The organism is Pseudomonas sp. RC2C2, from assembly GCF_018390435.1.
Lineage (GTDB): Bacteria > Pseudomonadota > Gammaproteobacteria > Pseudomonadales > Pseudomonadaceae > Aquipseudomonas > Aquipseudomonas donghuensis.
On sequence record NZ_JAHBAX010000001.1, the window covers coordinates 3,461,235 to 3,480,412 of the forward strand.

18 protein-coding genes are annotated in these 19,178 nt (G+C 62.6%); 13 read left to right on the forward strand and 5 right to left on the reverse strand.

The window, feature by feature from the left end; genetic code table 11:
- Positions 1-8: 8 nt before the first annotated feature.
- Positions 9-563 (reverse strand): NUDIX hydrolase, encoded by a 555-nt coding sequence (locus tag KHO53_RS15945; protein WP_100781995.1) that lies wholly within the window; start codon positions 561-563, stop codon positions 9-11.
- Positions 564-697: 134 nt separating this feature from the next.
- Between KHO53_RS15945 and KHO53_RS15950 the strand changes: the two genes are divergently transcribed.
- The 5 genes from KHO53_RS15950 (at position 698) to purT (ending at position 3,878) form a co-directional block, all read left to right on the forward strand.
- Positions 698-1,297, forward strand: a complete 600-nt coding sequence (locus tag KHO53_RS15950; protein ID WP_010220257.1) for a CoA pyrophosphatase — start codon at positions 698-700, stop codon at positions 1,295-1,297.
- Between the two features lie 43 nt (positions 1,298-1,340).
- A complete protein-coding gene (locus KHO53_RS15955; protein ID WP_010220256.1) occupies positions 1,341-1,865 on the forward strand; it encodes a gamma carbonic anhydrase family protein in 525 nt (174 codons plus the stop codon).
- Positions 1,865-2,068 carry a DUF1289 domain-containing protein gene (locus KHO53_RS15960; protein ID WP_010220255.1) on the forward strand — a complete coding sequence of 68 codons (204 nt, stop codon included), beginning with the start codon at positions 1,865-1,867 and terminating at the stop codon, positions 2,066-2,068. Before KHO53_RS15955 ends, KHO53_RS15960 begins: the two co-directional genes overlap by 1 nt.
- Positions 2,069-2,131: 63 nt before the next feature.
- On the forward strand, positions 2,132-2,599 hold the full coding sequence (locus KHO53_RS15965; RefSeq protein ID WP_036994024.1) for a preQ0 transporter: 468 nt from the start codon (positions 2,132-2,134) through the stop codon (positions 2,597-2,599).
- Positions 2,600-2,696: 97 nt separating this feature from the next.
- Entirely contained in the window at positions 2,697-3,878 is a 1,182-nt protein-coding gene (gene purT, locus KHO53_RS15970) for a formate-dependent phosphoribosylglycinamide formyltransferase (protein WP_010220253.1), read from the forward strand.
- Between the two features lie 91 nt (positions 3,879-3,969).
- Here the strand turns inward: purT and KHO53_RS15975 are convergent, their stop codons facing one another.
- From KHO53_RS15975 to KHO53_RS15985, 3 genes are all read right to left on the reverse strand, one after another.
- The gene (locus tag KHO53_RS15975) at positions 3,970-5,274 is read right to left on the reverse strand and encodes an MFS transporter (RefSeq protein WP_010220252.1); all 1,305 of its coding nucleotides are present in this window, start codon (positions 5,272-5,274) and stop codon (positions 3,970-3,972) included.
- Between the two features lie 264 nt (positions 5,275-5,538).
- Complete coding sequence (locus tag KHO53_RS15980) at positions 5,539-6,750, reverse strand: transporter associated domain-containing protein (protein ID WP_213570505.1); 1,212 nt, start codon at positions 6,748-6,750, stop codon at positions 5,539-5,541.
- A 13-nt stretch (positions 6,751-6,763) separates the two neighbouring features.
- Positions 6,764-7,576: a cytochrome C assembly family protein gene (locus KHO53_RS15985; protein WP_010220249.1), complete on the reverse strand. Its 813-nt coding sequence runs from the start codon at positions 7,574-7,576 to the stop codon at positions 6,764-6,766.
- 196 nt (positions 7,577-7,772) lie between these two features.
- On the opposite strand from KHO53_RS15985, the gene ffh reads away from it, so the two are divergent.
- The 6 genes from ffh to KHO53_RS16015 all read left to right on the forward strand — a co-directional run bounded on the left by ffh (position 7,773) and on the right by KHO53_RS16015 (position 11,833).
- Positions 7,773-9,149, forward strand: a complete 1,377-nt coding sequence (gene ffh / locus KHO53_RS15990) for a signal recognition particle protein (RefSeq protein ID WP_010220248.1) — start codon at positions 7,773-7,775, stop codon at positions 9,147-9,149.
- Positions 9,150-9,387: 238 nt separating this feature from the next.
- A complete protein-coding gene (gene rpsP, locus KHO53_RS15995; protein ID WP_010220247.1) occupies positions 9,388-9,639 on the forward strand; it encodes a 30S ribosomal protein S16 in 252 nt (83 codons plus the stop codon).
- Positions 9,640-9,644: 5 nt separating this feature from the next.
- Positions 9,645-10,181: a ribosome maturation factor RimM gene (rimM, locus tag KHO53_RS16000; protein ID WP_010220246.1), complete on the forward strand. Its 537-nt coding sequence runs from the start codon at positions 9,645-9,647 to the stop codon at positions 10,179-10,181.
- A 3-nt stretch (positions 10,182-10,184) separates the two neighbouring features.
- Positions 10,185-10,937 carry a tRNA (guanosine(37)-N1)-methyltransferase TrmD gene (gene trmD / locus KHO53_RS16005; RefSeq protein WP_010220245.1) on the forward strand — a complete coding sequence of 251 codons (753 nt, stop codon included), beginning with the start codon at positions 10,185-10,187 and terminating at the stop codon, positions 10,935-10,937.
- Positions 10,938-10,979: 42 nt separating this feature from the next.
- Positions 10,980-11,330, forward strand: a complete 351-nt coding sequence (gene rplS, locus KHO53_RS16010; RefSeq protein ID WP_010220244.1) for a 50S ribosomal protein L19 — start codon at positions 10,980-10,982, stop codon at positions 11,328-11,330.
- A 95-nt stretch (positions 11,331-11,425) separates the two neighbouring features.
- A complete protein-coding gene (locus KHO53_RS16015; RefSeq protein ID WP_010220243.1) occupies positions 11,426-11,833 on the forward strand; it encodes an acyl-CoA thioesterase in 408 nt (135 codons plus the stop codon).
- Positions 11,834-11,969: 136 nt separating this feature from the next.
- Here the strand turns inward: KHO53_RS16015 and KHO53_RS16020 are convergent, their stop codons facing one another.
- Entirely contained in the window at positions 11,970-13,772 is a 1,803-nt protein-coding gene (locus tag KHO53_RS16020; RefSeq protein WP_213570506.1) for a cation:proton antiporter, read from the reverse strand.
- 76 nt (positions 13,773-13,848) lie between these two features.
- Between KHO53_RS16020 and xerD the strand changes: the two genes are divergently transcribed.
- Complete coding sequence (gene xerD / locus KHO53_RS16025; RefSeq protein WP_010220239.1) at positions 13,849-14,745, forward strand: site-specific tyrosine recombinase XerD; 897 nt, start codon at positions 13,849-13,851, stop codon at positions 14,743-14,745.
- A gap of 105 nt (positions 14,746-14,850) precedes the next feature.
- Positions 14,851-19,170, forward strand: coding sequence for an RHS repeat-associated core domain-containing protein (locus KHO53_RS16030; RefSeq protein WP_213570507.1), 4,320 nt, complete (start codon positions 14,851-14,853; stop codon positions 19,168-19,170).
- Positions 19,171-19,178 lie beyond the last annotated feature (8 nt).

The following is a 19,178-nucleotide window of genomic DNA, read 5'->3' on the forward strand; positions in this document are numbered from 1 at the left end:
TGAAAATGCTAGGTGTTGGGTGACAAGACGAGCATGGGCGAAAGGCATTCGTTGCCAATCGGGAAGCGTTGCTCGATGCGGTCACGATAATAGCATTCTAGGGTACGACTGACGGTGCGGAAAGCCAGCTCGTCCCAAGGGATTTCACTTTCGTCGAAAAGCCGCACTTCCAGGCTCTCGACGCCGACGGCGAAGTCCAGGTCGGCGAGTTCGGCGCGAAAGAACACGTGCACCTGGTTGATGTGCGGCAGGTCGAAAAGCTGATACAGGCTCATGGTCCCGACCCGGGCGCAGGCTTCTTCGATGGTTTCCCGGCGGGCGGCCTGGTCCATGGTTTCACCGTTCTCCATGAAGCCGGCCGGCAAGGTCCAGTAACCACGGCGCGGTTCGATGGCGCGGCGGCACAACAGCACCTGGCTGCCCCAGGTCGGCAGCACCCCGGCGACGATATTGGGGTTCTGGTAATGAATGGCCTTGCAGTGATCGCAGACAAAACGCAGGCGGGTATCGCCCTCGGGAATACGCTGAATCACCGGATTGCCGCACGCGCTGCAGAATTTCATGCTTTTATTCCTGTTAGGTGCGCCTATCTTGGCGCCACTGTCACCGCCGCCGCAAGCCGGATCGTCGTCGGGGCTTGGGCGGTTCGCGGCTTTGGTGCATCATGCAGGACAGGCTTTGGAATCGAGAGAGAGCAATGCTGGACGAGCTACTTCGCCGCGTGAGCAGTCATACGCCGAGTACCCTGGAGACGGACCGACGTTTTCCCGAGGCCGCTGTGTTATTGCCCATCACCCGCAGCGAAGAGCCGGAACTGGTGTTGACCCTGCGCGCCAAGGGGCTGTCGACCCACGGTGGCGAGGTGGCCTTCCCGGGCGGTCGCCGTGACCCGGAAGACCCCGACCTGATCTTCACCGCCCTGCGTGAAGCCGAAGAAGAGATCGGCCTGCCGCCAGGCCTGGTGGAAATCATCGGTCCGCTGAGCCCGCTGATCTCCCTGCACGGCCTGAAGGTCACGCCTTTCGTTGGCCTGATCCCGGATTTTGTCGAGTACCAGGCCAACGATGCCGAGATCGCCGCGGTGTTTACCGTACCGCTGGAGTTCTTCCGCCAGGACCCGCGCGACCATACCCACCGAATCGATTACCAGGGCCGTAGCTGGTACGTGCCCAGCTACCGCTACGGCGAGTACAAGATCTGGGGCCTGTCGGCAATCATGATCGTCGAGCTGGTCAACTTGCTTTACGATGCCAACATCAGCCTGCATCAGCCACCTGAACGTTTCACCCCCATTTGAGCGGGTGCACCCGCCAGCCACGCCGCACCGTGAGGAACCACGCATGAAATACCGTCTGGGCGACCTGCGGGTCGAAACCCATCCGCGCAGCTGGGTTGCGCCGACCGCCACGCTGATCGGCAAGGTCCGCCTGCAGGCGGGCGCCAACGTCTGGTTCGGCGCGGTGCTGCGCGGCGACAACGAGCTGATCGATATCGGCGAGAACAGCAACGTCCAGGATGGCACGGTGATGCACACCGACATGGGCTCGCCGCTGACCCTGGGCAAGGGCGTGACCGTCGGTCACAACGCCATGCTCCACGGCTGCACGGTCGATGATTACAGCCTGATCGGCATCAACGCGGTGATCCTCAACGGTGCACGCATCGGCAAGTACTGCATCATTGGCGCCAATGCGCTGATCCCCGAGGGCAAGGAGATTCCCGACGGCTCGCTGGTCATGGGCTCGCCGGGCAAGGTGGTGCGCGAACTGAGCGACGCGCAGAAGAAAATGCTCGAAGCCAGCGCCGCGCACTATGTGCACAATGCCGAGCGCTATGCCAGCGACCTGGCACCCCAGGAGGATTGATGAGCAGCCCTGAACGTCCGGTTGCCTCGCCTTGCGTGCAGATCTGCGCGCTGGACGACGCTGATATCTGCACCGGCTGCCAGCGCAGCGCCGCTGAAATCACTCGCTGGGGGCGGATGGACAACAGCGAGCGCCGCCAGGTGCTCACGCTGTGCCATGAGCGGGCAGTCGCCGCCGGGCTGGTCTTCAGCGTCGGCGCGTGATCCGCCCCTTGGCCGCCGGCAGTCGCTGCAGTACCCTGTAGCGCTTGCCCAGCGGTCGATCCCATGTTCTTTCTGATTGCCTATATCAGCAGCGTAGTGCTGATCAACTACGCCTTCTCCAGTGCCCCGCACCTGGACGTCATCTGGTCCGCCTGGGGCGGGCTGGTGTTCATCCTCCGTGACATGGTCCAGACCCGCTTCGGCCACGGCGCGCTGATTGCCATGCTGGCGGCCCTGGTGCTGTCCTATATCACCTCGGAGCCGGCCATCGCCCTGGCCAGTGCCACAGCCTTTGCCGTGTCCGAATGCATCGACTGGCTGGTGTTCACCCTGACCAAGCGGCCGTTGCATGATCGCCTGTGGTTGAGCTCGGCGCTGAGTATCCCGATCGACACCTTTATCTTCTTCGGCATGATCGGCGCCCTGACCCCGGCTGTGGTCGGCACCGCCCTGGCGTCGAAATTCGCCGGGGTTACCGTGGTTTGGCTGGCCATGGCCTGGCGCGCGCGCAAGCGGGTGGTCACCGGCTGAGGCCGACGGCCACGGTTCATGTAAAATGGCGCTCCTTTTCACCGGGTTGCACCGAGTACGGGGCGGCCCAGGATGTTCTTCCCTCTGAGGACCTGAAATGACCCGTATCGGAACCCCATTGTCGCCGACCGCGACCCGCGTACTGCTTTGTGGCTGCGGCGAGCTGGGCAAGGAAGTGGTGATCGAGCTGCAACGCCTGGGTGTTGAAGTGATTGCCGTGGACCGTTACGCCAATGCCCCGGCCATGCAGGTGGCTCATCGCAGCCATGTGATCAACATGCTCGACGGCGCCGCCCTGCGGGCCGTGATCGAAGCCGAGAAGCCGCACTACATCGTCCCGGAAATCGAAGCCATCGCCACCGCGACCCTGGTCGAACTGGAAAACGAAGGCTTCACCGTGGTGCCGACCGCACGTGCCGCGCAATTGACCATGAACCGCGAAGGCATCCGTCGCCTGGCCGCCGAAGAGCTGGACCTGCCGACCTCGCCGTATCATTTTGCCGATACCTTCGAGGAGTACTCCAAGGCCGTCGAAGACCTGGGTTTCCCGTGCGTGGTCAAGCCGGTAATGAGCTCGTCGGGCAAGGGCCAGAGCCTGCTGCGCAGCGCTGACGATGTGCGCAAGGCCTGGGACTACGCCCAGGAAGGCGGGCGTGCCGGCAAGGGCCGGGTGATCATCGAAGGCTTTATCGATTTCGACTACGAAATCACCCTGCTGACCGTTCGTCATGTCGGCGGCACCACCTTCTGCGCGCCGGTCGGTCATCGCCAGGAAAAGGGCGATTACCAGGAATCCTGGCAGCCGCAAGCCATGAGCCCGGTGGCCCTGGCCGAGTCCGAGCGGGTGGCCAAGGCGGTGACCGAGGCGCTGGGTGGCCGTGGCCTGTTCGGGGTCGAGCTGTTCGTCAAAGGCGATCAGGTGTGGTTCAGCGAAGTCTCGCCGCGCCCGCACGACACCGGTCTGGTGACCCTGATTTCCCAGGACCTGTCGCAGTTCGCCCTGCATGCGCGAGCAATCCTGGGCTTGCCGATCCCGCTGATCCGCCAGTTCGGCCCGTCGGCTTCGGCGGTGATTCTGGTGGAAGGCCAGTCGCAGCAGACCGCGTTCGCCAACCTGGGCGCCGCCCTGAGCGAGCCGGATACCGCCATTCGCCTGTTCGGCAAGCCTGAGGTCAACGGCCAGCGGCGCATGGGCGTGTGCCTGGCCCGTGACGAGTCGATCGAAGCCGCCCGGGCCAAGGCGACCCGTGCTTCGCAGGCGGTCACGGTAGAGTTCTAAACCCAAGGCCGGCTCCCACCATGGATCTGCATTGCGCGAACCCTGTGGGAGCTGGCCTTGCCAGCGATGGGCTGCGCAGCAGCCCCGCTTGTCAAAGCTCCGAGTGCCGCGTCTCTTTCAGGCACAGCACCGCAATCAGGCTCAATACAGCCGCCGCCGACACATACCCGCCGACCCAGCTCAGGCCGCCCATGGCCACCAGCTTCTGGGCAAAGAACGGCGCCGCCGAGGCCCCGACAATCCCGCCCAGGTTATAGGCTGCCGACGCCCCGGTGTAACGCACGTGGGTCGGAAACAGCTCAGGCAGCAGCGCCCCCATCGGCGCGAAAGTCACGCCCATCAAGAACAGCTCGATAGCCAGGAACAGCGCCACGCCGGTGGTCGATCCCGAGGTCAGCAGCGGCTCCATGGTAAAGCCCGAGGCAATCGCCAGCACGCCGCCGACAATCAGCACCGGCTTGCGCCCGTAGCGGTCGCTGAGCCAGGCCGACAGTGGCGTGGCCAGGGCCATGAACAGTACCGCGAAGCACAGCAGGCCGAGGAAGGTCTCGCGGCTGTAACCCAGGGTCGAGACGCCATAGCTGAGCGAGAACACCGTCGAGATGTAGAACAGCGCATAGCACACCACCATGGCCGCAGCGCCCAGCAGGGTCGGGGCCCAGTATTGGGCGAACAACTCGACCACCGGCATTTTCACCCGCTCGTGACGGGCCACGGCCTTGGCGAAGATCGGGGTTTCTTCCAGCTTCAGGCGCACATACAGGCCGACGATGACCAGGACGGCACTGAGCAGGAACGGGACGCGCCAGCCCCAGCTGCGAAACTGCTCGTCGCTCAGGACCATGGCCAGGGTCAGGAACAGGCCGTTGGCCGCCAGAAAACCGATGGACGGGCCCAGTTGCGGGAACATGCCGAACCAGGCGCGCTTGCCTTTGGGCGCGTTCTCGGTGGCCAGCAGGGCCGCGCCGCCCCATTCGCCGCCCAGGCCCAGGCCCTGGCCGAAGCGCAATACACAGAGCAGGATCGGCGCCCAGGCACCAATGCTGTCGTAGCCGGGCAGCACGCCGATCAGGGTGGTGCAGACACCCATCAGCAGCAGCGAGGCCACCAGGGTCGACTTACGCCCGATGCGGTCGCCGAAGTGGCCGAACAGCGCCGAGCCCAGGGGCCGGGCGAGGAAGGCGATACCGAAGGTCAGGAATGCCGAGAGCATCTGCGCGGTGCCGGAGGTCTGCGGAAAGAACACCGGACCGATTACCAGCGCGGCGGCGGTGGCGTACACGTAGAAGTCGTAGAACTCGATGGCAGTGCCGATGAAGCTGGCGGTGGCGACCCGCGCCGGCGAATTGCCGGGGCTGGCCTGGGCGGTTTCGGAGTAGGTGCTGCTGGTTGTCATACGATTATCCCTGACAGTCGAATGCTCCATGGGCATGGCCCCAACCTGTTTGAACAGGCAGGCAAAGGCGCGCGCCGAAGCGAATTGTTATGGTCGCGTGGCTGAACATACGCCTTTTTGGGATAGGGGCGGGCGCGGGCAAGGTTCGGGGTGTGAACCAGTACCGCTATTGCGCGCAATGTGCAGCCAGGCTGACGGGCCGTGTGACGCCGGTGCGGGTAGCGGGCGAGACGGCTGGGGCTGGGTAAGCGAGCCTCAGTATAGCTAGCGCTTGAGCGTCCAGACCAGTATGCGACTGGCACAATTGTCCTCGGTTTCGAGGATTTCCAGGCGATAACGGCCGATTTTCAGGCATACCGCGCTTTCCGGGATGCTTTCCAGGGCTTCGGTGACCAGGCCGTTGAGGGTTTTTGGACCGTCGCTGGGCAAGTGCCAGCCCAGGGTGCGATTGAGCTCGCGGATCGACACGTTGCCTTCGATGATGAAGCGTCCGTCGGCCTGGGGGTGGATGTGCGGGTTGTCGAGGCTGTGCTCGTCTTCGAATTCGCCGACGATTTCTTCGAGGATGTCTTCCAGGGTAACGATACCGAGCACTTCACCGTACTCGTCGACCACCACCCCCAGGCGCCGCTGCTGCTTGTGGAAATTCAGCAATTGCAGCTGCAGCGGGGTGCTTTCCGGCACGAAGTAGGGTTCGTAGCAGGCCGCTTGCAGCGTTTCGCGGGTCAGCTCGGCATTGGGCAGCAGGTGGCTGATCTGCTTGGTGTTGAGGATCGCTTCAACCTGGTTGATGTCGCTGTGGTAGACCGGCAGGCGGGTGTGGCGGCTGATGATCAACTGCTCGATGATCGCCTCGATCGGCTCATCGAGGTTGATGCCGTCAACATCGTTGCGCGGCACCAGGATGTCGTTGACGGTGATCTTGTCCAGCGCCAGCAGGCTTTCGGGCAGGTTCAGGCGCTGTTCGGTGTCAGGCGCATCGGTGTCATAGCGGTCGGCAGCGTCGTTGTCGTGCACCGCCACGGCATGGCTTTGTACGCGAAACGGGCGCAGCAGCAGGCGCGCGCAGCCATCGAGCAGCCAGGCCAGGGGTTGCAGCAGCTTGAGCGGCGCCTTGAGCAGGCTGTTGCCCAGGCCGATAAAGGCCTGGGGGTTGCGCCGGGCCAGTTGCCGCGGCAGGTATTCGGCGACGATCAGCAGCACGGCTGCGGCGCCCAGGCCGGCCAGCCAGAAGCCATGTTCGCCGCTGTAGCGCTGGCCCATCAGGCAGGCCAGGGCCAGCACCAGCAGTTTGCCCAGGGTCGAGCACAGCACCAGGGCCTGGGGGGGGACGGCAAGTTCCGGGTGTTCGCCGCTCTGGGCGTTGCGCCGTGCGCCGTTCAGCTGCTGGGCGGTGTCCACCGCAGTGAACAGCGCCGACCAGAGCAGTGCCAGTGCCAATACGCCGAGTAGCGGTCCTAACGGCAGAGCGTCCATTTACCTGTGCCCGTCAGATATGCAGGATGAATTCGCGTACCAGCTTGCTGCCGAAATAGGCCAGCATCAGCAGGCAGAAACCGGCCAGAGTCCAGCGAATCGCCTTGTGCCCACGCCAGCCGAGGCGCGTACGGCCCCACAGCAGCACGCTGAAGACGATCCAGGCCAGGCAAGCCAGCAGGGTCTTGTGCACCAGGTGCTGGGCGAACAGGTTGTCAAGGAACAGCCAGCCGGAAATCAGCGACAGCGACAGCAGGCCCCAGCCAGCCCAGAGGAAGCCGAACAGCAGGCTTTCCATGGTCTGCAGCGGCGGGAAGTTCTTGATCAGCCCGGACGGGTGCTTGTGCTTGAGCTGGTGATCCTGCAACAGCAGCAGCAAGGACTGGACCACGGCGATGGTGAACATGCCGTAGGCCAGGATCGACAGCAGGATATGGGCGAGGATGCCCGGCTCTTCGTTGATCAGCGGTACCGTGCCGGACGGCGCAAACTGGGCGATCAGGGCCGTGGCGGTGCCTAGCGGGAACAGCAACAGCAGCAGGTTCTCCACCGGGATGCGCAGGCAGGCCAGCAGGGTCAGGGCGATCACCGCCGTGGCAATCAGGCTGGCGGCGCTGAAGAAGTCCAGGCTCAGGCCCAGGGGCGTGAGCAACTGCCAGAACAGCGCGGTGCCCTGGGCAATGACCGCCAGCGCGCCAAGCAGGCCGAGCAGGCGTTTGTCGGCCTTGGTGCCCTGGGCCAGGCGTGAGCCTTGATAGAAGGTCGCGGCGGCATACAGGCAGGCGGCGATGAGATTGGGTAGCAAGCTGGGTGACAAGGGGAGCATAAGTCCTGTTAGGCAAGCCCGAAAGGGACTGAGTTTGGCATAGATCGCGCCCGCCTAGGAAGACTGCCAGCCGACGGCATGGTGTGCGCTGGGCCAAGTCTTCGTTATAATCGCCGGCCTGCCCCTGCCCAAGGCCGGCCGAATACGCCAGAGGCAGCTGATAAACCTCGGTTCTACAGAGCCCGAAAGGATCACCATGTTTGAAAACCTGACCGACCGTCTGTCACAGACGCTGCGCCATGTCACCGGCAAGGCCAAGCTGACCGAAGACAACATCAAAGACACCCTGCGCGAAGTGCGCATGGCGTTGCTCGAGGCTGACGTCGCCCTGCCGGTGGTCAAGGATTTCGTCAACAAGGTCAAGGAGCGTGCGGTCGGCACCGAAGTGTCACGCAGCCTGACCCCGGGCCAGGCGTTCGTGAAGATCGTCCAGGCCGAGCTCGAAGGCCTGATGGGCGCCGCCAACGAAGACCTGGCGCTCAACGCCGCGCCGCCTGCGGTGGTGCTGATGGCTGGTCTGCAGGGCGCGGGCAAGACCACCACCGCCGGCAAGCTGGCGCGCTTCCTTAAAGAGCGCAAGAAGAAGACCGTGATGGTGGTGTCGGCCGACGTCTACCGTCCGGCGGCGATCAAGCAGCTGGAAACCCTGGCGGGCGACATCGGCGTGACCTTCTTCCCGTCCGATATCAGCCAGAAGCCAGTGGCCATCGCTGAAGCGGCGATCCGCGAGGCCAAGCTCAAGTTCATCGACGTGGTCATCGTCGACACCGCCGGTCGTCTGCACATCGACGCCGAAATGATGACCGAGATCAAGGACCTGCACGCCGCGGTCAAGCCGATCGAGACACTGTTCGTGGTCGACGCCATGACCGGCCAGGACGCCGCCAACACCGCCAAGGCGTTTGGCGATGCGCTGCCGCTGACCGGTGTGATCCTCACCAAGGTCGACGGTGATGCCCGTGGCGGTGCCGCGCTGTCGGTGCGTGCGATTACCGGTAAGCCGATCAAGTTCATCGGTATGGGCGAGAAGAGCGATGCGCTCGAACCGTTCCACCCGGACCGCATCGCCTCGCGCATCCTCGGCATGGGCGACGTGCTCAGCCTGATCGAGCAGGCCGAGCAGACCCTCGACAAGGAAAAGGCCGACAAGCTGGCCAAGAAGCTGAAGAAGGGCAAGGGCTTCGACCTCGAAGACTTCCGTGACCAGCTGCAACAAATGAAGAACATGGGTGGCCTGGGCGGCCTGATGGACAAGCTGCCGAGTATCGGCGGCGTCAACCTGGCCCAGATGGGCAGCGCCCAGGGCGCCGCCGAGAAGCAGTTCAAGCAGATGGAAGCGATCATCAACTCGATGACCCCGGCCGAGCGCCGCGACCCTGACCTGATCAGCGGTTCGCGCAAACGCCGTATCGCCCTCGGTTCCGGCACCCAGGTGCAGGACATCGGCCGTCTGATCAAGCAGCACAAGCAGATGCAGAAGATGATGAAGAAGTTTTCTGCCAAAGGCGGCATGGCCAAGATGATGCGCGGCCTGGGTGGCATGATGCCCGGCGGCGGCATGCCCAAGCTGTAACCCCATTCGGATCGGCGGCCTGGAAACGGGCCGACGATCGGAACCCCGCCTCGGCGGGAACGCCGCAGCCTTTATATAAAGGCTGCACAAACCGCAGATCGGCAGGCTGGCCTTTTTACCCGGCGTAAAAAGGCATTTGCAAAAGTCCGTGTATTCCTTGAGAATATGCGGCCTTTCGGGCACCCGTGTGCCCGCTGTGCATTATGATTTGCAGCACCGACTACAGGAACGATGTTCAATGCTAACCATCCGTCTTGCCCGTGGTGGCTCTAAAAAGCGCCCATTCTACACCCTGACCGTGACCGACTCGCGTAACCCGGTTACCGGTTCGCACATCGAGCAGGTTGGTTTCTTCAACCCTATCGCTCGTGGCCAGGAAGTTCGCCTGTCCGTTAAAGAAGACCGCGTTGCTCACTGGCTGAGCGTTGGCGCACAGCCGTCTGAGCGCGTTGCTCAGCTGCTGAAGGAAGCTGCCAAGGCTGCTGCCTGAACAGTATGAACGCGACGCCAGAAAATGCAGATGACCTGATCGTCGTCGGCAAGATTTTTTCGGTTCACGGCGTTCGCGGCGAGGTGAAGGTCTTTTCCTTTACCGATCCGATTGAAAACCTGTTGGATTACCGTCACTGGACGCTTCGGCACGAAGGGAAGGTAAAACAGGTCGAGCTGGTCAGTGGCCGTTCCACTCAAAAGGACCTGGTCGCCAAGCTCAAAGGCCTCGATGATCGTGATGAAGCCCGTCTTCTGAGCGGTTATGAGATTTGTATCTCGCGTAGCCTTTTGCCCAACCTGTCTGCTGACGAGTACTACTGGTACCAGTTGGTGGGTCTGAAAGTCATCAATCAGGACGAACAGCTGTTCGGCAAGATTGATCACCTGTTGGAGACCGGCGCGAACGATGTAATGGTGGTCAAGCCCTGCGCGGGCAGCCTGGATGATCGAGAACGCCTGTTGCCCTATACCGAGCAATGCGTGTTGAAGATCGACCTGGTTGCAGGCGAAATGAGGGTCGAATGGGATGCGGACTTCTAAGCAATGGCCAGCCTGCGCGTAGACGTCATCACGCTGTTCCCCGAGATGTTCTCGGCCATCAGTGAGTACGGCATTACCAGCCGCGCGGTGAAACAGGGGTTGTTGCAACTGACCTGCTGGAACCCGCGGGACTACACCACAGATCGTCACCATACGGTGGATGATCGGCCGTTTGGCGGTGGTCCGGGCATGGTGATGAAGATCAAGCCTCTGGAAGACGCCCTGGTGAGTGCCAGGCAGGCAACCGGAGAGGCGGCGAAGGTGATTTACCTGAGCCCACAAGGCCGCAAGCTGACCCAGTCGGCGGTCAAAGACCTGGCGAAGCATGAATCGTTGATTCTGATAGCCGGTCGATATGAAGGCATCGACGAGCGCTTTATTGAAGCTCATGTCGATGAAGAGTGGTCGATTGGAGACTATGTCCTGTCTGGCGGCGAGCTGCCGGCGATGGTCCTGATCGATGCGGTTACACGACTGCTGCCTGGAGCTTTAGGGCATGCGGACTCGGCGGAGGAAGACTCCTTCACCGATGGTCTGCTGGATTGCCCGCATTACACCCGACCTGAGGTGTATGCGGATCAGCGTGTTCCCGACGTGTTGCTTAGTGGCAACCATGCACACATCCGGCGATGGCGTTTACAGCAGTCCCTTGGGCGGACCTATGAACGACGCGCCGATCTTCTGGAAAGTCGCTCACTTTCTGGAGAAGAGAAGAAGCTGCTCGAGGAGTACCTCCGAGAGCGGGACGATAGTTAACGTATCGATGGTAGATCCGACGATTTACCTTAGGAGCACAGCATGACCAACAAAATCATTCAGCAGATCGAAGCTGAGCAGATGTCCAAAGAGATCCCGACCTTTGCCCCGGGCGACACCATCGTCGTTCAGGTGAAAGTGAAGGAAGGCGATCGTTCGCGTCTGCAGGCTTTCGAAGGCGTTGTAATCGCCAAGCGTAACCGTGGTCTGAACAGTGCTTTCACTGTTCGCAAGATCTCCAACGGTGTTGGCGTTGAGCGTACTTTCCAGACCTACAGCCCGCAAATCGACAGCCTGGCCGTGAAACGTCGTGGTGACGTGCGTAAAGCCAAGCTGTACTACCTGCGCGACCTGTCCGGTAAAGCCGCTCGCATCAAGGAAAAACTGTCCTGAGGACAGCTTGACCGGTGGCTGCGGCCACCATGCGAAAAAAGCAGCCTTCGGGCTGCTTTTTTGTTGTCTGAATTTTGTCGTCCTATGTGAAGCCCATGAGCCCCAGAGAGCAGGAAATCGAACGCCGCACCGAACTGTCGGTGACCCGCGTGACCAAGGCGGTATTCCCGTCCACCACCAACCACCACAACACCCTGTTCGGCGGCACCGCGCTGGCCTGGATGGACGAAGTGTCGTTCATCGCCGCCACGCGTTTCTGCCGCTTGCCGCTGGTGACCGTGTCGACCGACCGCATCGACTTCAAACACCCGATTGCCGCAGGTTCCATCGTCGAACTGGTCGGGCGGGTAGCGACTGTGGGTAACACCAGCCTCAAGGTCGAGGTCGAGGTGTTTGTCGAAAGCATGAGCTGTGACAGCCGCGAGAAGGCCATTCACGGCCTGTTCAGCTTTGTCGCCATTGATGAAGACAAGCGCCCGGTGCCGGTGTTGCCCGGGTTCTGACGTCAGCAGGTCAGGCCTCATCGCCGGCAGGGCCGGCTCCCACCGTTAACCAGATGACAGACAGTTGTTCCCACAATGGATCGGCTTGCACCGGCCCCTGTGGGAGCTGGCCTTGCCAGCGATGAGGCCCTTGAGGTTAGCCTTGATCTGGTTGAATCAACGCCACCAACGTCCACCCAGGCCCAGGTTTCAGCGCAGTGTCCGGCCCGAACACATGCACCCAGCCACTACCATCGCGGGCAAACAGCAGGTTCGCCCGCTCGCCATGCAGCGCCTGATAATCGGTCCAGCCAAAGGCCTCGGTCAGGTTGGTGCTATACAGCTCGGCACCTTTGTTCAGTAAGCCGGCCAACTGCCCGTAGGTCAGCGGCTGGTTCCCAAGCGTCTGCCCGCGATGTTCATCACTGGCCCGGTGCTTGTCGCTGCGCTTGGCCTCCAGGCCGCTGGCCAGGACGAACAGCCGCTGTGCGCCAAAGTCATGGCGAAAGCGGGTGCAGGCCAGGGTATTGAGCTCGCCTGCAGGTGACAGCCCCAGTAGATGGCCCAGCCCGACCAGGTCCAGGTGGGCATCGGCATGTTGCGAAGCCGGGTGGCCAAAGTAAGTCGGCAAGCCCTCCATGCGTGCGGCGCGGATGTTCTCCCAGCTGGAGTCAGCCAGCAACACTCGGCAATCGAGTTGCTGCAGGGCCTTGGCCACGGCGCGGGCCGGCGGGTTGGCGCCGACGATCAGAAAGCCGCTGGGCGCGGGTTCGGCGACCTTGAGCAGGCGCGCCAATGGTCGCGAGGTGGCGCTCTGCAGCACCACGGTGCCGATGATCACCGCGAAGGTCAGCGGCACCAGCAGCAGGGCGCCTTCATGCCCGGCTTGATCCAGGCGAATGGCAAAAATCGCCGATACCGCCGCCGCTACAATGCCGCGCGGGGCGATCCAGGCGAGCAGGGCGCGTTCACGCCAGTTCAGGTGCGAGCCCGCAGTCGACAGCGCGACGTTCAAGGGGCGGGCAATGAACTGGATGATCAGTAACAAGGCCAGTACCGCCGGGCCCAAGCCAATCAAGGCATCGAGGTCCAGGCGTGCGGCCAGGAGGATGAACAGCCCGGAGATCAGCAGCACGCTGAGGTTCTCCTTGAAGTGCAGGATCTGCCGGACATCCACCCCTTTCATATTGGCCAGCCACATGCCCATGAGGGTGACCGCCAACAGCCCGGACTCATGCATCACGTGGTTGGCGGCAATGAAGATCCCCAGCACCGCCGCCAACGAAGCCAGATTGTGCAAATACTCGGGCAACCACTGGTGACGCATTACCTGGCCCAGCAGCCAGCCGCCGGCCACACCGAAAGCGCTACCGCAGACAATCACCCCGGCAAAGGTCACCAGGCTATGGCTCAGGCCATCACCGGCGGCGCTGGCAATGATGAAGCTGTAGACCACTACCGCCAGCAGTGCGCCGATCGGGTCGATGACGATGCCTTCCCAGCGCAGGATGTTGGCGATGGCCGCTTTCGGTCGCACCACCCGCAGCATCGGGACGATCACCGTCGGCCCGGTGACCAGGGTCAGGGTGCCGAACAGGGTCGCCAGCAGCCAGTCGAAATCCAGCAGCCAGTGGGTCGCGAGGGTGATCACCAGCCAGGTCGATAGCGCGCCGAGGGTGACCATGCGCTGCACTACGCTGCCGATGTCTTGCCACTGCGACAGGTGCAGGGTCAGGTTGCCTTCGAACAGGATCAGCGCCACTGCCAGTGATACCAGTGGCATCAACAGCGGGCCGAACAGTTCCTGTGGGGCGAGCCAGCCGAGCACGGGGCCGGCGAGAATGCCGCTGAGCAGCAGGAAAAGGATTGCCGGTAGCTTCAGGCGCCAGGCCAGCCATTGGCAGCACAGCGCCGCCAGACCTATCCCGCCAAATGCCAGCAATATCTGTTGTTCGTTCATTCGGGCTCCCTATGCCGGCAGTGTTATGGAAGACTAGCGGCAATTCTTCGTTTTCGTCGCCTGCCGCAGAGTTGTCATGCCCGCTATTGAACATCCGCTTATCGATCAGTTTCTTGACGCCCTATGGCTGGAAAAGGGCCTGGCCGACAACACCCGCGATGCCTACCGCAGCGACCTGGCGCTGTTCAACGGCTGGCTCAAGGAGCAGGGCGTCGAGTTGCCCAATGCCGGGCGCGAACTGATCCTCGATCACCTGGCCTGGCGCCTGGAACAGGGCTACAAGCCGCGTTCGACGGCACGCTTTCTCTCCGGTGTGCGAGGGTTTTATCGCTACTTGCTGCGGGAAAAGCTGATCGGCCTCGACCCGACCCTGCAGGTGGAAATGCCGCAACTGGGTCGGCCGTTGCCCAAATCCCTGTCGGAAGCCGACGTCGAGGCGTTGTTGCAGGCGCCGGACCTGAGCGAGCCGATCGGCCAGCGCGACCGCGCCATGCTCGAAGTGCTGTACGCCTGTGGCTTGCGTGTCACCGAACTGGTCAGCCTGACCCTGGACCAGGTCAACCTGCGTCAGGGCGTGCTGCGGGTGATGGGCAAGGGTAGTAAGGAGCGTCTGGTGCCCATGGGTGAAGAGGCGGTGGTGTGGATCGAGCGCTACCTGCGTGACGGGCGCAACGAGCTGCTCGGTGGGCGCCCCAGCGATGTGTTGTTTCCCAGCCAGCGCGGCGAGCAAATGACCCGCCAGACCTTCTGGCACCGCATCAAGCACCAGGCGCTGGTGGCCGGTATCGACAAGAGCCTGTCGCCGCACACCCTGCGCCATGCCTTTGCCACGCACTTGCTCAATCACGGCGCCGACCTGCGGGTGGTGCAAATGCTGCTGGGCCATAGCGACCTGTCGACCACCCAGATCTACACCCATGTGGCCAGGGCGCGGCTGCAGGAACTACACGCTTTGCATCACCCCCGGGGTTGACGCTCGGGCGATCATCCAGCAGATTCCGACACCTCAAACGCTCGATATGGAAATCAAGCATGACCAGGTTCAAGTGCCCTGTAGCCGTGCCGTTGTCGGTCAGTAATGTCTGACGCCCTGTGGGCCGCCCGCCAGGGCGATGCGCTGATGCACACCTCGATGATGGCCGACATCGTCAGCGGCGTGCTGGAGGTGGCCGCCAACGTCGCCATCGGCGTCCTGGCCACCGCCGCGGTGACTGCGGCACTGGGCCTGACCGTGGCCACCGGTGGCTTGGGTTGCTTCGTGCTCGGTGCAGTGGTGGGCATCGTGGTCGGCGTGGCCATGAGCAAGACCGGCGCCGACAAAGGCTTGAGCAGTTTATGCGAGGGCATCGGCAACTTTTTGTTCCCGCCCTCGGTGCAGGCCAACATCCTCACCGGCTCGAAGAACACCCACACCAATGGCAAGCCGGCCGCCCGCGCCGCCGGTGTCATCGTTGCCGCCGCGGCGCCCGCCGGCAGTGATGCCGCTCAGCCGCCGGCCGAGGAGGAGGAAGAAAGCTTCCTCGACATGGCCAAGGGTTTTTTCTCGCAGATGTGGCGGCCCACCGTCGCCAGCCCGGCGCCGAACACCGAGCCTGCCGACGACGACAAGATCCTCTGCAGCAAGCACCCGCCGATGCCGCCGCAGTACCTGGCCGAAGGTTCGAGCAAGGTCACCATCAACGGCCATCCGGCCTGCCGCAGCGGCGATCGCAGCACCTGCGAGGCGGTGATCGTCGACGCCGGGCTGATCTCCGATAACGTGCGCATCGGCGGCGGCTCGATCGTGGTCCGCGAGATTCGCAGCGGCAAGACCCCGGGCATCGGCCTGGCGATTACCGCCTTGATGCTGCTGCGCGGGCGCGGCGGCAAGTTCTACAGCAAGTTCGGCTGCATGGCGATTGGCGGCATTGCCAGCGCCGTCACCAGCCAGGTGACCGGCGCGATCACCAGCGCTATTGCCGGCTCACCCAACCCGGTGCATGTACCCACCGGGGCGAAGATTCTCAGCGGCGAGGAAGAACTCGATTTCAGCCTGCCGGGGCTGATCCCGTTGGACTGGCAACGCTACTACAACAACCGGGATGAGCGCCGCGACGGCCTGTTCGGTGCTGGCTGGAGCGTCGATTACGAAGTCTTCGTCGCCATCGAAGCGCATCCTGAAGGCGGCGAGCGCCTGCTGTTCACCGACGAACAGGCGCGGGTCGTCGACATGGGCAACATTCCCCGGGGTGATGCGGTATTCAGTGCCGGCGAAGGCCTGAGCGTGCGGCGCGCGCACAATGGCGAGTTGCTGATCGAAAGCGTCGACGGCCTCTATCGCCTGTTCCAGCCAACCCCGGGCGACCCGCAGCGCCTGCGCCTGGCGCAACTGGGTGACCGCAACGACAACCGCCTTTACCTCGACTACGACACCAACGGCCGCTTGCTCAGGCTGCGCGATACCTTCGATGTGGTCCAGGTGCAGTTGGTTTACAGCAGCCAATGGCCAGCCCGGGTCAGCCATATCGAGCGATGGTACAGCGACGAGTCGAACGAGCTGCTGGTTAGCTATGCCTATGACAGCAACGGCGACCTGGCGGAAGTGCGCGACGCCAGCGGCCAGCTGCAACGGCGCTTCGCCTATGACCAGGGCCGGCGCATGGTCGAGCACCAGTTGCCCAGCGGCCTGCGCTGCTTCTACGAATGGACTCGTGCTGCAGACGACTGGCGCGTGGCCCGGCACTGGACCGACGACGGCGACGAATACCGCTTCGACTACGACCTTGAAGCCGGCATCACCCGGGTCACCGACGGCCTGCAGCGGGTCAGCAGCCGCCACTGGAACCCGCAGTACCAGATCACCCAGTACACCGACGCCCTCGGCCACACCTGGCATTTCGAGTGGAACGACGAACGCCAGCTGCTGGCCGCTACCGACCCGCAGGGCGGGCAATGGCAGTATCTGTACGATGAATCCGGCAACCTCTGCGAAAGCATCGACCCACTGGGTCGCAGCGAGGCGACCCAATGGCTGGAACACTGGTCGCTGCCCCGGGTACAGACCGACAAGGCCGGCAAGCGCTGGAGCTATCGCTACGATCAACGCGGCAACTGCAGCAGCGAAACCGACCCGCTGGGCCACACCACTCGCTACCGCCATGACGAACGCGGCCAGGTGGTGGAGATCATCGATGCGGCGGGCAAGCACAAGCACCTGCGCTGGAACGAATTGGGCCTGCTGATTGAGCAGGTCGATTGCTCAGGGTATCCGACCCGCTTCAGCTATGACCGGCGCGGGCATCTGCAGGCTGTCACCGATGCCCTCGGCGAACGCACCGAGTATCAACACGACTCGAAGGGCCGCCTGCTCGGTTCGCAACTGCCGGACGGGCGCAACCAGCACTATCAGCATGATCGCAACGGCCAGCTCAGCAGCTATACCGACCCCGCTGGGCACACTACCCAGTACCGCTATAACCGGCGTGGTCAGGTGCATCAGCGTATCGACCCGCATGGTCGGCGGGTGCAGTTCAGTTATGACGCCTACGGCCGCCTACAGGTGCTAAGCAACGAAAATGGCGAGAGCTACAGGTTCAGCTGGGACCTGGCTGATCGCCTGGCTGAACAGCAGGACCTGGACGGTAGCGCAAGCCGCTATCACTACGACCGGCTGGATAACCTCAGTTGCGTTGAGTACCTCCCCACCCCGCGAGGCGGTGCTGAAGCGATCATCCATCAATTGCACCGGGACGCCGTCGGGCGCTTGATCAAAAAGCACACCGACGATGGCGAAACCCTGTACAGCTACGATCCTCTCGATCAACTGACGGCCATCAGCTTCACCGACAATGCGGGCAACACCGAACAGCTGGCGCTCGCTTACGACGCCCTTGGCCAACTGCTGGAGGAACACAGCGCCAGCGGAGTGCTGCAGCATCACTACGACGAACTCGGCAACCTGATCCAGACCCAGCTGCCCGATGGTCGCTGGCTCAACCGCCTGTACTACGGCAGCGGTCATCTGCACCAGCTCAACCTCGACGGCAAGGTGATCAGCGACTTCGAGCGCGACCGCCTGCACCGCGAAGTGCTGCGCAGCCAGGGCCGTATCAGCACCCGCAGCGAGTACGACCGCTGCGGCCGTTTGCGCTCGCGCCTGCGCCGCCCAAACCACCAACCGCCACAACTACCGGCTCAGGTACAGCAACGCTTCGATTTCGATCCGGCAGACAACCTGATCAGCCGCTACAACCAGCAGCCCGGCAGCCAGTACCAGCAATTGCTGCACTACGATGCCAGCGGGCGGATCATGGCCAGCCAGGACGCCGGCCAGGGCCAAAGTGAAGCCTTCGCCTACGACGCCGCCGCCAACCTGCTCGATGGGCCGCAAGCCGGCATCGGCCTGGTGCGCCATAACCGCGTGCTCACCTACCAGGACAAACGCTATCGCTACGACGGCTTCGGCCGCCTGATCGAGAAACGCAGCAGCCGGCGTGGCATCCAGCACTTCAGCTACGACGCCGAGCACCGCCTGATCCAGGTGCGCAGCCAGCACGGTGGTCGTGAGCGAGTGCTGAACATGAGCTACGACCCGCTGGGGCGGCGTGTCGAGAAAAGCGAATACGACGATCAGGGCAATCTGCTCGACCAGACCCGCTTCGCCTGGGATGGCCTGCGCTTGCTACAGGAGCATCGATACAGCCAGACCAGCCTGTACCTGTATGTCGAAGACAGCCACGAACCCTTGGCTCGGGTTGATGGTACGGGGCTGCACCAGCAGGTGCGCTACTACCACAATGACCTCAACGGCCTACCCGAACAACTGACGGATGACAGTGGCGAAGCGGTCTGGCTGGCGCGTTATCAGGTCTGGGGCAATACCCTGCAGGAAGTGCGTGAGGCGCATTTCATCGAAGAGCAGAACCTCAGGTTCCAGGGCCAGTACCTGGACCGTGAGACGGGTCTGCACTACAACACGTTTCGGTTCTATGATCCGGATATCGGTCGCTTTATCCAGACGGACCCGATCAGTCTGGCCGGTGGTATAAACCTCTATCAGTACAGTGCGAACCCGATTGAGTGGATCGATCCACTGGGACTCTCCTGTGGACCTAGAAGGACCCGGCACGTTCCGAATCGGCATGTCAGGCGGCACAATGATGTAGGCAAAAGTAAATTCACGCCTGCGGAACATAGAAAGCTACAAGCAAAAAGCAAGTACAGAAAGCCGAGCCAATACAAGAAGCTAGAGGACAAAACCATGAACCACCCCACCCGAGTTGTTCGTCAGAATGATGGGCGAATTCGTTATGAGCGTGATTATGGTAGGGTGATCGGTACACGGGGTGAGAAAGGTCATGTCACAATCTATGACCCAGTGAAGGATAAAGTAGTAACCTCTTACCCCTCTCACTTTTAAGGTGTTTT

Bases quoted from the DNA above. Each gene is read 5' to 3' on its own strand.
- KHO53_RS15945 (WP_100781995.1), bottom strand. From the start codon at position 563: ATGAAATTCTGCAGCGCGTGCGGCAATCCGGTGATTCAGCGTATTCCC.
- KHO53_RS15950 (WP_010220257.1), top strand. From the start codon at position 698: ATGCTGGACGAGCTACTTCGCCGCGTGAGCAGTCATACGCCGAGTACC.
- KHO53_RS15955 (WP_010220256.1), top strand. From the start codon at position 1,341: ATGAAATACCGTCTGGGCGACCTGCGGGTCGAAACCCATCCGCGCAGC.
- KHO53_RS15960 (WP_010220255.1), top strand. From the start codon at position 1,865: ATGAGCAGCCCTGAACGTCCGGTTGCCTCGCCTTGCGTGCAGATCTGC.
- KHO53_RS15965 (WP_036994024.1), top strand. From the start codon at position 2,132: ATGTTCTTTCTGATTGCCTATATCAGCAGCGTAGTGCTGATCAACTAC.
- purT (WP_010220253.1), top strand. From the start codon at position 2,697: ATGACCCGTATCGGAACCCCATTGTCGCCGACCGCGACCCGCGTACTG.
- KHO53_RS15975 (WP_010220252.1), bottom strand. From the start codon at position 5,274: ATGACAACCAGCAGCACCTACTCCGAAACCGCCCAGGCCAGCCCCGGC.
- KHO53_RS15980 (WP_213570505.1), bottom strand. From the start codon at position 6,750: ATGGACGCTCTGCCGTTAGGACCGCTACTCGGCGTATTGGCACTGGCA.
- KHO53_RS15985 (WP_010220249.1), bottom strand. From the start codon at position 7,576: ATGCTCCCCTTGTCACCCAGCTTGCTACCCAATCTCATCGCCGCCTGC.
- ffh (WP_010220248.1), top strand. From the start codon at position 7,773: ATGTTTGAAAACCTGACCGACCGTCTGTCACAGACGCTGCGCCATGTC.
- rpsP (WP_010220247.1), top strand. From the start codon at position 9,388: ATGCTAACCATCCGTCTTGCCCGTGGTGGCTCTAAAAAGCGCCCATTC.
- rimM (WP_010220246.1), top strand. From the start codon at position 9,645: ATGAACGCGACGCCAGAAAATGCAGATGACCTGATCGTCGTCGGCAAG.
- trmD (WP_010220245.1), top strand. From the start codon at position 10,185: ATGGCCAGCCTGCGCGTAGACGTCATCACGCTGTTCCCCGAGATGTTC.
- rplS (WP_010220244.1), top strand. From the start codon at position 10,980: ATGACCAACAAAATCATTCAGCAGATCGAAGCTGAGCAGATGTCCAAA.
- KHO53_RS16015 (WP_010220243.1), top strand. From the start codon at position 11,426: ATGAGCCCCAGAGAGCAGGAAATCGAACGCCGCACCGAACTGTCGGTG.
- KHO53_RS16020 (WP_213570506.1), bottom strand. From the start codon at position 13,772: ATGAACGAACAACAGATATTGCTGGCATTTGGCGGGATAGGTCTGGCG.
- xerD (WP_010220239.1), top strand. From the start codon at position 13,849: ATGCCCGCTATTGAACATCCGCTTATCGATCAGTTTCTTGACGCCCTA.
- KHO53_RS16030 (WP_213570507.1), top strand. From the start codon at position 14,851: ATGTCTGACGCCCTGTGGGCCGCCCGCCAGGGCGATGCGCTGATGCAC.